The sequence below is a fragment of the Clostridium sp. genome (assembly GCF_051654825.1).
Lineage (GTDB): Bacteria > Bacillota > Clostridia > Clostridiales > Clostridiaceae > Clostridium.
On sequence record NZ_JBOFYU010000068.1, the window covers coordinates 16561 to 32002 of the forward strand.

The 15442-nt window shown below is 26.9% G+C and carries 16 protein-coding genes, 1 pseudogene and 1 riboswitch; of the genes and pseudogenes, 3 read left to right on the top strand and 14 right to left on the bottom strand.

Annotated elements, in window-relative coordinates; all coding sequences use genetic code 11:
• Positions 1-62: 62 nt before the first annotated feature.
• Complete coding sequence (locus ACRDBA_RS04335; RefSeq protein WP_438571697.1) at positions 63-455, top strand: hypothetical protein; 393 nt, start codon at positions 63-65, stop codon at positions 453-455.
• A gap of 37 nt (positions 456-492) precedes the next feature.
• Here ACRDBA_RS04335 and ACRDBA_RS04340 read toward each other — a convergent pair whose 3' ends face one another.
• A complete protein-coding gene (locus tag ACRDBA_RS04340; protein WP_438571698.1) occupies positions 493-1731 on the bottom strand; it encodes a C40 family peptidase in 1239 nt (412 codons plus the stop codon).
• Positions 1732-1969: 238 nt separating this feature from the next.
• On the opposite strand from ACRDBA_RS04340, the gene ACRDBA_RS04345 reads away from it, so the two are divergent.
• Positions 1970-2125: a hypothetical protein gene (locus tag ACRDBA_RS04345; protein WP_438571699.1), complete on the top strand. Its 156-nt coding sequence runs from the start codon at positions 1970-1972 to the stop codon at positions 2123-2125.
• Between the two features lie 356 nt (positions 2126-2481).
• The gene (locus tag ACRDBA_RS04350; RefSeq protein WP_438571700.1) at positions 2482-2868 is read left to right on the top strand and encodes a hypothetical protein; all 387 of its coding nucleotides are present in this window, start codon (positions 2482-2484) and stop codon (positions 2866-2868) included.
• Positions 2869-3008: 140 nt separating this feature from the next.
• Here the strand turns inward: ACRDBA_RS04350 and ACRDBA_RS04355 are convergent, their stop codons facing one another.
• The 13 genes and pseudogenes from ACRDBA_RS04355 to ACRDBA_RS04415 all read right to left on the bottom strand — a co-directional run.
• The gene (locus tag ACRDBA_RS04355; protein WP_438571701.1) at positions 3009-3566 is read right to left on the bottom strand and encodes a GNAT family N-acetyltransferase; all 558 of its coding nucleotides are present in this window, start codon (positions 3564-3566) and stop codon (positions 3009-3011) included.
• Positions 3567-3632: 66 nt separating this feature from the next.
• The gene (locus ACRDBA_RS04360; RefSeq protein WP_438571702.1) at positions 3633-5588 is read right to left on the bottom strand and encodes a beta-galactosidase; all 1956 of its coding nucleotides are present in this window, start codon (positions 5586-5588) and stop codon (positions 3633-3635) included.
• A gap of 308 nt (positions 5589-5896) precedes the next feature.
• The gene (locus tag ACRDBA_RS04365; protein ID WP_438571703.1) at positions 5897-6910 is read right to left on the bottom strand and encodes a LacI family DNA-binding transcriptional regulator; all 1014 of its coding nucleotides are present in this window, start codon (positions 6908-6910) and stop codon (positions 5897-5899) included.
• Between the two features lie 114 nt (positions 6911-7024).
• Positions 7025-8437, bottom strand: a complete 1413-nt coding sequence (locus ACRDBA_RS04370) for an aminotransferase class I/II-fold pyridoxal phosphate-dependent enzyme (protein WP_438571704.1) — start codon at positions 8435-8437, stop codon at positions 7025-7027.
• Between the two features lies 1 nt (position 8438).
• Positions 8439-9671 carry a M16 family metallopeptidase gene (locus ACRDBA_RS04375; protein ID WP_438571711.1) on the bottom strand — a complete coding sequence of 411 codons (1233 nt, stop codon included), beginning with the start codon at positions 9669-9671 and terminating at the stop codon, positions 8439-8441.
• Between the two features lie 116 nt (positions 9672-9787).
• Entirely contained in the window at positions 9788-11143 is a 1356-nt protein-coding gene (scfB, locus tag ACRDBA_RS04380) for a thioether cross-link-forming SCIFF peptide maturase (protein WP_438571705.1), read from the bottom strand.
• A gap of 101 nt (positions 11144-11244) precedes the next feature.
• Positions 11245-11382, bottom strand: coding sequence for a six-cysteine ranthipeptide SCIFF (gene scfA, locus ACRDBA_RS04385; RefSeq protein ID WP_317273954.1), 138 nt, complete (start codon positions 11380-11382; stop codon positions 11245-11247).
• 76 nt (positions 11383-11458) lie between these two features.
• Positions 11459-12244, bottom strand: a complete 786-nt coding sequence (locus tag ACRDBA_RS04390) for a potassium channel family protein (RefSeq protein WP_438571706.1) — start codon at positions 12242-12244, stop codon at positions 11459-11461.
• A 120-nt stretch (positions 12245-12364) separates the two neighbouring features.
• Complete coding sequence (locus ACRDBA_RS04395; protein ID WP_438571707.1) at positions 12365-13057, bottom strand: radical SAM protein; 693 nt, start codon at positions 13055-13057, stop codon at positions 12365-12367.
• Between the two features lie 5 nt (positions 13058-13062).
• Complete coding sequence (locus ACRDBA_RS04400) at positions 13063-13623, bottom strand: ECF transporter S component (RefSeq protein WP_438571708.1); 561 nt, start codon at positions 13621-13623, stop codon at positions 13063-13065.
• 100 nt (positions 13624-13723) lie between these two features.
• Positions 13724-13767: riboswitch (PreQ1 riboswitch) on the bottom strand.
• 166 nt (positions 13768-13933) lie between these two features.
• Positions 13934-14260 (bottom strand): PTS lactose/cellobiose transporter subunit IIA, encoded by a 327-nt coding sequence (locus ACRDBA_RS04405; RefSeq protein ID WP_438571709.1) that lies wholly within the window; start codon positions 14258-14260, stop codon positions 13934-13936.
• A gap of 11 nt (positions 14261-14271) precedes the next feature.
• Complete coding sequence (gene chbG, locus ACRDBA_RS04410) at positions 14272-15006, bottom strand: chitin disaccharide deacetylase (RefSeq protein WP_438571710.1); 735 nt, start codon at positions 15004-15006, stop codon at positions 14272-14274.
• A 17-nt stretch (positions 15007-15023) separates the two neighbouring features.
• Positions 15024-15442 (bottom strand): annotated as a pseudogene (locus ACRDBA_RS04415) (6-phospho-beta-glucosidase); the annotation flags it as partial.

A 15442-nucleotide genomic window follows, 5' to 3' on the forward strand; every position in this document is an offset into this window, starting at 1 on the left:
TTTTTATATTTTAATTAAACTAATATAAAATCTACATATCTTGATATAAGGTGGTGAATTCCATGGAGCAACAACCAAGTAATAACCGATTAAGTAATGATGAAGGTAATCTTACTTTACAAGAAACAAATGAAATGTTAAAAACATTACCTAAAATTCTTAAGCAAATGACTAGTATTGTAATGTCGACCCAACAAACTGTTGCTCACTTACAAAATGAATTAAAAACTATAAAGTCTGAAAATGATAAATTCAAATCCGATATATTAGAAGTTTTTAATATAATTTCAGAAAAGGTTGATATGATAGATCGTTTAGAATTTGATTTATCAACTGTTGATCAAATATATGGCAAAAGATTATCAGACTTAGAAGATGAGTTAATTCTTACTCAACAAGTATCATCAAAAAGTTGGAATGAAATACTTAAATTTAAAGAACATTGGAAAATTTAAAAAGGAGTTCACTTTATGAGAGTGAACTCCTTTAATCTTAATCTTCAATTATTCGTCTACCTTCTGTAAATGATGTTATTTGTGATACCTTTATTGATTCACCTGGCTGTGGAGAGTGTATGTAGCTTCCTCCACCAACGTATATTCCCACATGGTCAACCCCATATGTAAATACTAAATCCCCTAATTGCAATTCACTTAAAGAAATTGATTTACCTTGTCCAATTTGAGTGTATGTTGTTCTTGTTATATCTACCCCTATGGTATTCATATATACATATCTAGTAAAGCCTGAGCAATCAAACTCATCTGGACCTTCTGCACCAAAAACATATGGTTTACCTAAAAATTGATAGGCATAGCTTACTATAGCACTTCCCTTTAAAGTTCCCTCTGGAATGGCTGTACCCTTTTCTTGTAAATATTTATCTAGTCCCTTTACTCTTGCAGTTACATCTACTATAGCCTTATTTATTTCTTGTATTACAGTAGGGCTTTTTAACTGCTTGTCTCTAATAATTATTAATTGATTTATCACTACATGTAATTCCTCTAATGAATCTGATTCCTTTAACACCTTTAATTGATGTTCTATAAGATTTCTCTCACTAACAGCTAAATACTCATCATCAAATTTAGCTTGCTCTGATAACATTTGAGTTACTAATGTTTCTTGTTCCTTCTTTTTATTTTCTAACTCTTCTAAAGCTTTTTCATTACTTTCTGTAGCTTTTTCTATATCGTTACTCTTTTTTTCAAGAGTCTTTATATCTTTTTCTAATTCATCTTGTTTTTCATTTAAATCACTTATTACCTTTTTATCTAGACTAACCATTTTACTAGTTGCAAAAATCTTTGATACAAAATCAGTAAACCCTTCAGATGATAATAACATAACAAAATAACTGTTTTGCCCACCTGATTTATAAAGTTCTCTAAGCCTCTTAGCTAACATTTCTTCTTGGTCTAGCAATTCAATTTTAGATTGTTCTATTTCTTTTTTGGATTTTTCTACATCATCAGAAACTACCTTCAGCTCATCTTTATTATTTTTTATTTTTTCAATAATTGTTTCTATTTCTGTATTAAGTCTATATATCTTTCCTTGGGTTTCATCAATAGTTTTTGCTAGTTCTTTAAACTTCTCTTGATTTTCTGTTACCTTTTGATTTACTTCTTCATTAGGTGTTGCAAGTACAGGCATACTTATATTTAATGTAACAATTGCCATAATTATTGCTGGTAAGATTCTCTTTCTAATACTGCTTTTACCCATAATGTTGCCTCCTTAACCAAATACCACAATTAACTTTAAAAGTCTTTATTTTGCATATTAAATGTTTACATTTTTCTTTTTCCCACTTATTATACCCTATTTGTAATTTACTGTAAATGGTCATTAATTAACTTTTTATTAATATATATAAAAGAATTTATTAATAATTTTATTTTCAGAATAACAATCCCTCTATAAAGAGACACTATTAATGATATATTTTTTAGGAGGTTTTAGTATGTACAATGAAAATTTAGACTTAGCTTCTCAACGTAATATAGCTAAAAAAATGCTTTCAGATGGTGACTCTTATTATAATGTTATGAAGGAGACCCATATACGCTTAAAGGACTTAAAGAAAATGCAAGCTGAAGAAGTTCATAATAAATTTTAAATAGTAAAGCCTATCAAAATTAAATTCATTTTGATAGGTTTTATTTTTATATCCTATTAAAACTTCAACATTTTTTAATTCTTTCAATATATTAAACGTGTATTTAATGATTTTTTTCCTATTTTCTCTACTTTACTTTTTTGTAAATAGTATTTTTTAACTCTAATAATCTAATAAATACTACTAAAATTATTCCTTAAATAAATTTTGTTTAATTAAATTTATATTTAAATAAAGATTTGATTTTTTAATTTATTTTCCTTCTATATATTGAATAATTCGTAATATAAATTATTTAGTTTTTTCATATAATGTAGTGAATAAAGTTAATTCTTATTTTTAGGGAGGATACTAATATGATTAACAAAATCACTGCTATTTTACAAAAGGCCTTTTACCTTGTTTTAGTCTTAGTTTCCATTTATATCGTTACTATACTAATAGGATTAGGTACAAGCTTCTTATTTAATTTCAACTTTAAAGAAGTTCTTCTATTTGAAGGGTTAATCTTTACTTTTATAGGATTTGCAACATCTATAGGTGGTGATCCATTAGGTTTATGTTTCCAAGGTTTTAGCAGTCTAAATTCTCAACATACATCAGAAGCAGTCCTTCAATTAAAGGAAACAAACGAACCTAAAACTTCTTTAATAACTAAACCAAGCATAAACATTAGTTCATTATCCCTTTGCTTTTTAACAAGTGGAATATTAGCGATTCTTTCAAATTTATTTATATATTAATAAAGCCTTAAGCTTTAATAATTTTTTATAAATCATTAGAAAATAAAGCCAGTAAAATTATTTTACTGGCTTTAATATTTTAACAATTAACTTTTTAACCTTTACTTATTACCTTTAATAAATTTCTTCAATATTTTCTATTATCTATTAACTTCTTTCACTAGTACGTATCTTCTTAATCCACCATATTTAATCTTATCTTTTTTAATTTCATATCCTAACTTAATAAAAGTATTTACGCTAAATTCATTATATGGTGATGCAGTTGCGCAAAGAGTTTTTACTCCATCTTCTATTGCAATTTTTTCTAATATATCACATATAATCTTTTGAAGTCTATTTCCTCTATATTCAGGTCTAACTACAGTTGATTCGATTTGTCCAACCTTTAATAAGTCTTCTCCCTGAATATCAATATCATAGCCATAATTACCTTTATCATATCCTTTTTTTGCATAGACACCCATGGCTATTAGCTTACCTTCTTCATTTACATAACCAATTATTTTTCCATAGCTATTTATGTATTCGATAAATTCCTCTTTCTCAGTAGATGCATAAAGTTGTTTATCTTCTAAACCATTTATTATATCCTCTTGTAACTTCATTATTTCATCTATATATGTTAAATCTAAAACTTTTAACCTTATTTCTTCATTAACATCATTTTTTCTTTTTACTTCTATTATTTCTTTCATAGTATATCTCCTCCATAAAAAATAAGACTTAAAGATAAAATCCTTAAGCCTATTTTACTATATAAATTATATTTCTTCTATTATTTTACTTTCATATGAATCTAATTTAATATTTTTAAATTCTATTTCTTTTCCATTATGATTCATTATAAAATAATAGTTCTTATTATTATAAACTCTTTTAACTATTTCTACTCCTTTTGGAGAATCAATATACTCAATATTACTATTATTTAATATTTCTAATGATATTAAATCCATAATATTATCATCTACTCCAGTTCCTATATAATAAACAGATCCCTTTCCATATTTATTATACGTTATAGCAGATAAATTATTAAAGAATTCATCATCATAGGAAAATAAGCTTTTAGCTGTAGTAATATTTATCATATCTCTAAATACTATTCCCTTTCCTTCTATTCCTTTAAATCTTTCTTCACCTTTAATTTTAATTTCTTGACCTTCTTGAAGAGCTTCTATTTCTTCAACAAATCCTCCAATTAAATCAGTATAATAAGTTGGATTATATTCATTTAAAGTTAAATTATTATAAACATCCTTTACTGCAGTTCTAAATGTAAATACAACTGTTCCACCATTTTTAACAAACTCCTTTATTTTTCTTTGAACATCAGCTTTATAAACTATCATCACAGGTATTAATAAAACCTTATAACTAGAAAAGTCTGAATATGCTGGAATAACATCAATATTTATATTTTTTTCATAAAAAGGTCTATATAGTCTATAAACTTCTTTTTTATAATCCATAAGCTCGCTTTGCTTTTGTATTCTAAATGAAGCCATAGAATCATAGTCATGAATTACTGCCAATTCAGAATTTATATTACTATTTATTACTTCTTTATTTAGTTTCATTTCATTGAAAAAGCTTTTAACTTCATAAAACTTTCTTCTTTTTTTATTATCTGCATCTATAACTCCATAACAAAATTGCTCTGCACCTTTAGTAGCTCCTCTATATCTAAAATACATTAATGAATTGCATCCATGTGCCATAGCTTGATAAGACCACATTTTTGCTTGATTAGGTCTTGGAAGATAACCAATAACATCATGTCCTTGTGCTCCCATTATAGCTTCTGTTATCCAAAAGTTCTTATTTTTAGATCCTCTCATAAAATCTAATCCACAAGCGATTTCATAAGCTGGTATAGGCTCCTTTTGTCCTCCCCATACTGGATAGTTATTATAAGCCACAACATCTATTTCTTTTGCTACCTTAGTAAAGTCAAAATGCTTATCAAAATAACCACCTGAGAAATCATGTATTATAGTTGAGCTATCGCCTAATATTTCTTTTAGTAAGCTTACTTGCATCTTAGCATATTTTTCTATACTTTCACTTCTAAATCTTTCCCACTCCATTCTTAATGATGGATTATGAGTAGTTATAGTTTTAATAGGAACTGGTATTTCTTCAAAAGAATTATATTGTTGTGACCAAAATTCTGTTCCCCATATTTTATTTAAACCTTCAATATTATTATCATATTTGTTAGATAAATATTCTCTAAATGACTGTCTACATTCATTACAAAAACATTCATCACTTCCTTCATGCCCAAACTCATTATCTATTTGCCATGCTACAATTGCTTTTTCATCCTTATAATTATTAACTAATGCTTTTATTATTTTAATTGAATACTCATTATATTTTTTACTATTAAAGCAGTATTGTCTTCTCCCACCAAAGACTCTTTTATTTCCATCTTCATATTCCGATAAAACCTCTGGATACTTATTTGCAAGCCAAGCTGGCATTGTTGCTGTTGGTGTTCCAAATATAACTTTCAATCCTCTTTCTTTAGCCTTCTTTATTACATTATCAAAATAAGTAAAGTCATATTGCCCTTCTGTTTTCTCCATTATATGCCAAGCAAATTCACCTATTCTAATTACATTGCTTCCAAGTTCAATAATATTGTCTAAATCCTCTTCTATCATTTTTTCATCCCATTGTTCTGGATAATAATCTACACCTAAAAACATTCTCAATACCTCCTAAGTTAATTACCAAATATTAATTAATAATTCTCTTATTTATATTATACATTCCTTTTAGTAAAATTAATATTATTTTTACTAAAAATTTTATTTTTTTACTAAAATTATTTTTACGTAAATATTAAAACAAAAAGCACCTAGTAAAATTAATATTTTACTAGATGCTTATCATTTATCTTATACATTCCCACCACTTTAGGAAGACTCAAGAAAAGACTTACTCGCAGATAAGTACCTCTAACATTCAAATTTAGATCAGTGTTAAAATTCTTATTATGGTTTCATAATATATATTATAATTTTTTTACACTTTCTCGTTCTATAAATTCACTAGGAATAATAACCTTCTTAGGATAAGATCTATTACTTATTCTTTCGAGCATTAAGCTTACAGACTCTCTTCCAAGTCTCTCTATATGAACCTTTATAGATGTTAATGGTGGAGTTAAATATTGAGAAATAATTGTATCATTAAATCCAATTATGCTAACATCCTTTGGAATATCTATTTTATTTTCTTGAAGTCCCCTAATTACTCCTGTAGCAACAGCATCATTAGCTATAAAAAAAGCTGTTGGCATTTCTTTTTTCTTTTCAATAAAGCTATTTATTCCATCATAGCCACCCTTTGATGTCATATTACAATCTATTATATAATCTTCATTTAATAAATTTATATTTTTCATATATTCATTAAAGAATCTTAATCTATCATCTATAGTTGGATTTACACTGTCAACTAAGGTATATCTTTCACCTATAAACCCAATTTTACTATGACCAAGTTTAACAAAATAATCTAAGCCTTGTTTCACTCCAAGCTTAAAGTTTATTTTGACACTATCATAAATTTCATCATTTGGTGATGAATCTAAAAATACTATATTATTAGTTTTTTGTGCCATAAAGTTAATTTCTGTTTCACTAAACTTCCCAATAGCAATTATTCCATCTAAGTCTACTTTTTCAATACACTCATATCCATTGCTTTCCCTAAAAAGTTTTACAACCTTTAATTCGTTTTGAAAACACTCCCTTTCAACTATATTACGTAAAAGCAAGTAATATGGATCCTCTAATTGTTTTAAAACATCATACATTTCAACAATGCCGATACAAATGCTTTTATTTTCCTTTAATTTCCCTTTTCTTTGTTTAACAGTTTTATATTCTAATTCATCAGCTACCTTAAAAATATTTAGCTTTGTATCATCTGAAACTAATATACCACTATCATTATTTAACACTCTAGAAACTGTAGCAACTGAAACACCTACTTTTTCAGCTATTTCCTTTAATGTAGCCAAATAATTATACCTCCTAAACTCATTTCTCTCTTACTCTTATAATAAATAATAATACTCTCGCTAGTATTTTCTTTCAATATTAATTTTAAATTTAATATTCTATACTCACACAAATTATTTTTCTACGATAGAAATCATCTCATCCTCTATTCCTATTACACTTCGTCCATTTCTTAAATATTCTTTTATAATATTTATAGCATCCTTTGTAATTTTTTCACCTGCACAAATAAGTGGTATTCCTGGTGGATATGGAATTATTGATTCCCTTGCAATTTCTCCTATAGAATCATCTAATGATACTAGCTTAAAATCTTTGTTAAAGACTTCATAAGGCTCTAATACCTTTTCTGGAGTAAGATAATAGCTTGTTCCACTTGCTTCTTCTTTTATTTCCTCTAAAGAAAGTTTGTTTATAGAATCATATATCTTTTTAAAGTCTTCTTCATTATTAAAAGGTGAAAAAATAAGTACTACACCTAAATTAAAGCTCATTTCACATTGAATTTTATTTTTTCTTAAGTAATCTAAAAGCTTATGACCACTATATCCCTGTGGAAGAAGCATTAAATATCTGCTTAAATCTATACCATATCCATTATTAATATCATTTTTTTCTAATATATTAACCTTATTTAAATTATTAATTTTATTCTTCCAATCTTCTGCTATGTTTATTAGCTTTTCATAATCATCCTTAGCATATTTACTTAAATAATATCTTGAATAATCTAAGGATGCCATTATTAAATATGATGGTGATGTTGTCATAAAAGCCTTTATGTAAAACTCCACATTAGTATTTTCATCATTTACTAATAAATATCCACCTTGTGTTAATGCTGGCAATGTTTTATGAGCACTTAAAACTATATAATCACCAAGTTTCGCAAATGAATTAGGTAATTTATTTGAAAATCCAAAATGTGCCCCATGAGCCCCATCTATAATAATTTTCATTCCTTTAGATTTTAATTCTTTTACTACATCTTCGATATTATATGATATACCATAATAATTAGGCTGAGTTAATATAATTCCCTTTGGATTTTCAGCTTTATTTAATGCTTCAAAAATCTTTTCTCTATTTGGAGGAAGATGAATCCCTCTTTTTTCATCTACTTTAGCATCTATATAAATTACCTTTAACTTTCTAAGTATTAATCCATTATAAATAGATTTATGGCAATTTCTTTCTACTAGAACTTCATCACCTTCATTAAAGGCTGCAAAAATAGACGCTAGATTTCCCCCTGAACTTCCATTAACCATAAAATATGCTTTTTTTACTCCATAAAGCTTTGCTAGTAATTCTTGTGCTTCTTTTATAACCCCTTCTGGTGCATGCAAATTATCTAATGGATCTACTTCTGTAATATCTAGACTTCCTAATTTTTTCTTAAATTCCTCTCCTATATTATCCCTTGTAAAGGCTAATCCACACTTATTCCCTGGCATAGATAATATTAAATTATTTTCCTTATGATAATCAGTTAAAGCCGTTAATAATGGTAATTTATCCTTCATATTATTCCTCTTTCCCCTCTTTGTTTTTAATTACTTGAATTGCTGAAGATTTTAAAATCTTTTTTGCAACTTCCATAATTTCATTTGCTTTAAAGTTTTCTATTCCATTAAATTCATCACTATAAACTTTATAATCTCCAAACATAGTATTATAAGTTGATAGCTCTTTTGCAATTATTATACTTTGTTCTTCTCTAAATAATCTCTTTAGCTTTAAAGTTTTAATATATTTTTTTATCTCATCTTCATTTATTCCTAACTCATTTTTATACAATTTATTTATACAATCTTTAACTAATGAAATTGATTTATTTAAGTTTTCATTTGAAGTACTAAAGGTTATTTTATATAAATTAATATGTTTTTCATAAGCTATTTTAGTTATTACATCATAAATAAGACCATTTTTTGTTCTTAAGGTATCATATAAAATAGAATTTACCCCTTCTCCAAAATATTCATTAAAAATTCTTAGCTTTACTATTTCATCTTTATTTAAATCACTAATTGGAAATATCATTTCTACCTTTACTGTGTTTATTCCTTCTCTATGATCTTCATAATATCCTTCTTTAAGCGTTTCTATCTTTTCTAAAGTTTTATTTTCACTTGAAGTTTTCCACTTATTAAAATAACTTGAGACTATATTAACTACTTCTTCAAATTCTAATGCTGTAACTATAGCTATTGATGAATTACTTGGAATATATCTCTTATTGTAAAATTCTTTTATATCTTCTAAAGAAATATTTTTTAAGGTTTCTTTAGTTCCTATAATAGGATGCTTTATTCTTATATCATTAAATGCGTTATAAAATAATTTATCTTCACAAAGTTGTTCTACTTCTTCATCCCATTCATTTAATTCTTCAATTATTACATCCATTTCCTCTTTAAATCCCTCTGCCTTAAAAGTAGGATTTAAAATAATGTCTGAAAATAATTCTATACCTAATTCAAAATCACTACTTAATAATGTTCCATAATATATTACATATGGATAATTAGTCATAGCATTTTGAAATCCAAAGACTTCACTTAACTCTTTATTTATTTCAGATTCAGATCTTTTTAATGTACCTTTGTAAACCATATGCTCTGTAGCATGTGCTATTCCAAGTTTATCTCCATCTGTAGCTGCCCCTGCATCTATTGATATTGATATTGACGTTAAATCACTTGTGCTTTTTTTATATATTAACCTTAAACCATTATTTAAAATACAATCTTTTATCATATAAACTCATCCTTTTTTAATTAACTATTATATTGCTACAACTATATTATAAATTATTTTTTTATATTTTCTAGAAAAAAATGGTCCTTCTATGTTATAGAAGGACCATTTAATTACTCAGCCTTTAATGCTATAGCACACTCTATTCTCTTTTTTTGCATTTTACATCCTATTTCATAAGGAATTTTCATATCTCCATTAAAGCTTACGTTGTTTGCTTGACATCCTCCACTACAGTAGAATCTTGCCCAACAATCCTTACACTTAGGTTTATTATATATATGAGCTTTCTTAAATTCTTTTCCTAAATCTGAATTATATGAATCATCATATATAGTTCCTAGCTTATATTCTTCTCTTCCAACAAATTGGTGACAAGGATAAACTTCACCTTGAGGTGTAATTGCTACATATTCAAATCCTGCTCCACATCCTGATATTCTCTTATAAACACATGGACCACCATTTAAATCTACGTTAAAGTGATAGAAGTTATATTCACCCTTCTTTTCTCTTTTTCTTTTAGCCATATCTTCATATAGCTTATCGTAGTTTGTCATTATTTCCTCTAAATCTTCTTCTCTTAAAGCTAAAGGATGTCCACTTTCTAAAACTACTGGCTCAATTGAAACTTCATCAAAGCCTTCATTAACCATAGCCATTACATCTTCATAGAAATCAGTATTAGCTCTTGTAAATGTACCTCTAACATAATACATTTTTCCAGGTGTTCTTTTTTCTATCATTTTCTTTACATTTGGAAGTATATCATCATATGATCCTTTTCCATCTACTTTTATTCTTACATTATCATTAACACTTTTTCTTCCATCTAATGAAAGTATGATATTTCCCATTTCCTTATCCATGAAATCCATCATATCATCAGTTAAAAGAGTTGCATTAGTAGTCATAGTAAATCTTATATTCTTTTTCCACTCTTTTTCATTTTCTCTTGCATACTTAATAATGTCCTTTATAGTGTCCATTATCATTGTTGGCTCTCCACCAAATAAATCTATTTCAATATTTCTTCTTGGACCACTTCTCTTAACAACATAATCAATTGCCTTTTTAGCTGTTTCTAGTGACATTACACCCTTATTTCCGTTATACTCACCTTCATCAGCAAAGCAGTATTTACATCTTAAGTTACATCCATGAATAATATTTAAGCAAACAGCCTTAATATAATCTCTATCATCCATTGAACCATGAGCTATTTCTTCATAATTATCCTTTGAGTATAGTATTTCCTCTTTAATTAATTCTTGTATTTCATCATAAGCTTCAGAAACAGTATCTTGTCCATACTTATCTCCAAACTTTTCTATTAAAGATTCTTTTGAATCCATTGAATTTTCATTTACTAAATCATATACAAGCTCGTCTACAATATGTACAGCTCCTGTATTTACGTCTAAAACAAAGAAATTATCTCCTTGTTTAAATTTATGAATTAATGACATCTTTCTACCTCCACTATCTAAAAATCAATATATATTCTTAAATTTTCCAATTTACTGTCTATAAAAAGTAAGCAGTAACTAAAAAGTTACTGCTTAAATTATTAATTTTCGCACTCTAAGTTTGCAACTGTGCAAGAAGTCTTACAAGCTGATTGACATGAGTTTGCACACTCTTTACATCCTGGTTTAACTAAGCTGTTCTTTATGTTTGATTTGTTTATAGTTTTTATATGCTTCATATAAAAATCCCTCCATTTGCAAATATACCGTTTTATCATACCATATTCTTCATATAATATAAAGTTTTTTTATAGTTTATTTTTTTATATTTTTTTCATTTTCTCCATCCTTTAATTTTTCAAGAATACTAAACATTATCCTTAAATCATCCGTTGATAAATCATCAAATTTATCTAACCTTAATTTAATTTCATCTACTACTACTTCCTTATAAGTTTTACTTTCTCTATGTTTATTTAAGAAATATGTTGCTATAGTTCCTGTAAGCATACTAATAAACCCTATGCCTACAAGCATAAGCAATATAGCTATTCCTCTTCCTAAATATGTTTGTGGAGAAATATCTCCATATCCAACAGTAGTAACTGTTACAAAACTCCACCACAAGGCATCATTAAAGCTTATTCCCTCAACTATACTTATAGCTAATGATCCTAAAATAACAACTGCTATTGTTGATATTATTATATAGTTTAAGTTGTTGGTCTTTATAAAATCTCCTAGCTTTTTCTCAAACTTTCCTACAAAAACCATAGCTTTAGCTAATTTAGAAAGCTTTATAACCTTTATTATTCCTGATATCTTAAAAATTCTAAGGGACATCATAATAGTATTTAAAGGTAAAATAGAAATTAAATCTATTTTATTATTTTTTATAAAATTTATCTTATCACTCTCTTTATATAATCTAAAAAAATAATCTACTAAAAAGATAACCCATATTGAAAAATCTACACATCTTAATACTATTAATGTTCCTTTAGATAAATCCATTAATGTTTCAACTAATACTATTACCACCACTGTAATAGATAAGGTAGCTATCATTAAATCATAATATATCTTATTGACCTTTTTCATTTTAACTCCATTTTTAATACTAACAATTAATTTTATCTTTTATATTCTTTACCATATATATTCTTATAAATACATAAAAGTAAATAAAAAAATCCAAAGCTAATTGCTTTGGACTTTTTTCTATTCTCCTACACCAAAATCTGTATTATTATATAACGCTTCTATTGTAGGGTGATTATCAAGTTTTTCTTTGTATTTTTTAATAAACCATTGAACTAATTCTTCATCTCTTTCTAGTTTTGAACTATTATCAATAAAAACATTTATAGTTGCATGATTAAAATTTTCAAATACTATCTTCATATCTTCATCTATCATTTCTTTTGTTTGACCTTTAATCCCAACCATCATACATGGTGAATCAAAGTTTTCCTTTAGCTCTTCTACTGATTTAAACTTTGCATTTTTATTTAAAAATTCATTTCTAAAATCATAATCAAAGCTTTCAACACCTATTTTAAATGTAATTGGAATATTGAAAAATTCTCTCATTTCATTAAGTCTATTTTTATAACACCAATGACTTTCTAAAAATAATCTCTTTATATTTTTTTCCTGTATTACTTCTTTAATTCTTTCTAATGTTCCCTTTGGTAATTCAAAACAACTTCCTGAATTAATTACTTCTAGTACTCCATATTCACCTGTGATGTTTTCTAATACTTCATAATTTAATTTATTCATTTCTTCTTCTTTAGTTGAATTATCTAAAATATAATCACAAAATGAACATTTTCCCCAAATACAAGGAAAACCTTTTAAAAGTACTATTTCTCTTTTAGTTTTTTCTTTTATCTTACTATATCTATCCATATTTTTTATCCTTGCCCTATTAATTTTTGCTTAAAGTATTGTGGAATTTGAACTATTACTGAATTTACTATCATTACTGATATAAATCTATCAGCATAATCCATAAGGAACTGCGTTATAAATACACTTACTACCTTATTAACTCCTATACTTGATAATACTTGAACTATATAAGAAGAACCTGATGATGTTACTCCACCAAATACATAGGCTGCAATTACAGCTCCCATAAATGCTGATACAGTTGAAAGTAAAAATACACCTAAAAATGATTTTTTACCTTTCATTAATCCTTTCCTATATAACATAGCCGCTAATAGACCTACTGCTATTTGCACTGGTGCAAAATAAAGAGCATATATATCATAAGTAACTCCATTTATAATGCTTGAGGTTAAACCAGTTGCAATACCATAAACTGGACCTAAAAGAGCTGATACCATTATTGTTCCAATTGAATCAAGCAATAAAGGTATTCTTGTCATAAGAGCAATAAAAGCTCCTATAATGTTTAGAGCTATACATAGCCCTATTAATGTTATTTTTTGTGTAGATGTTTTTTTCATTCCTATCTCCTCCTTAATTATGAGTTAAGGAGAACTATATAACTTTTTTCACTCAAAAAAAGCCATATCTAAGGATATAACTTATATACTGCCACTATATAAATCCCTAGTTTTTTATACTGGGAGTTCTCGAACCAGTCCTATAGCACAAAGCTATAGATTTTAGAATTTATACATATTATATTACCTTATTATAATAATAGTTTTTTTATAAATTTACAACATTCTTCACATTTTTTCTTTAGTAAGATTTAAAATCACAAAAGAGGTATTTATAAAATATAATTATAAATACCTCTTTAATATTAAATTATCTATTTTCTAATTTGCTTAATCTTTCATATAATTCAATGAATTCTTCAGCTAATTGTTGGAAGTTCATAGCGTTCATTAAATGGTCTTGAGCATGAACTAAAAGAACATTCATTTGAACACTGTCTCCTGAAGCTTCTTGAGTTATTAATTGAGTTTGGAAAGCATGTGCTTTATGCATTTCTTCTCTTGACTTTTCAACTAAAGATCTTGCTTCATCAAAGTTTCCTTCTTTAGCTTTACTTAATGCATCAAATGCTAAACCTTTAGCTTCTCCTGCATTTGCTATTAATCCAAATGATATTTCCATTAATTTTTCATCCATAATTCTATCTCCTAAACACTTTCATAATTTGAAACTTCAATATTGTTTTCTTTAAGTATGTTTTTAGTTTTATCTGATGTTAATATTTCATATTCATCCATTCTCTTTAATGAATAAGAAGTAAAGTTAACAAGCTTTTTATCTATAAATGCAGGGTGAGACATAAGGTCTACTGCATCATATTTTTTTATTTCGTCTATATGCTTTTCAAAGAATTCCTCTGTTACATTTTCATTATAAAACATATCAATCATAGGAATTATTTTATCATAACTTATCTCTTCTTCAAAGCCACCTCTTATAGGCAAGTCATATTTTACAGCTATCTTTTCTATAACGGGTTTTAAAGCTGCTAATGTATGAACATGATGATGTGAATCTAAATGACTTATATTTATTCCATATTCTTTAGCTTTTTCTATTTGAGCGCAAAACTCTTTATATACTTCATCTAAATCAAACTTTTCTTTTATAAGTTCATTTGTAATTCTTCTATAAAAGTATCCATTTTCATCAACTATTGTTTTATGAGTTTCAAGCACTGGCTTATGTAAGCTAAGTGTCATATGAATACCACAGCCAAGCCCCTTGTTTTCCTTAAGTAACTCTACTGCATGCTCAAAAGCTGGCATTCCTACCATCATAGTTGTTGATTTAACTATACCATTTTTATATGCAGATACTATTCCATAGTTAACACCTTCGCTTAAACCAAAATCATCTGCATTTACTATTAACTTAGTCATATTACACCTGCCAATTTTTATTTATTGTTGAATTGTGGTAAATAATCTTTATGCGCTTCCATCATTTCATCTAAAATGGTTTTAGCTAAGTCATCTGATGGTATTAAAGGATTTATACATAATGCTTGTAATGCTGCATTATAATCTCCTTCAACGGCTGCTTTAGCTGCTAATACTTCAAATGCTTTTATTTGAGTAACTAAACCACTTACTGCAACTGGTAAATAACCAATTGATAACGCCTTTGGTCCTTCTTTAGTAATAACACAGCTTACTTCTACAGCTGAATCATCTCTTATATCTCTAATAGCACCATTGTTTAAAGTATTTACAACTTGTATATCTTTTTTATCATTGTAAATTGAGCTTATTAAGTTACATGCTGCATCACTATAGTAAGCTCCACCTCTCTTTTCTAATTGTGGTGGTTTTATTT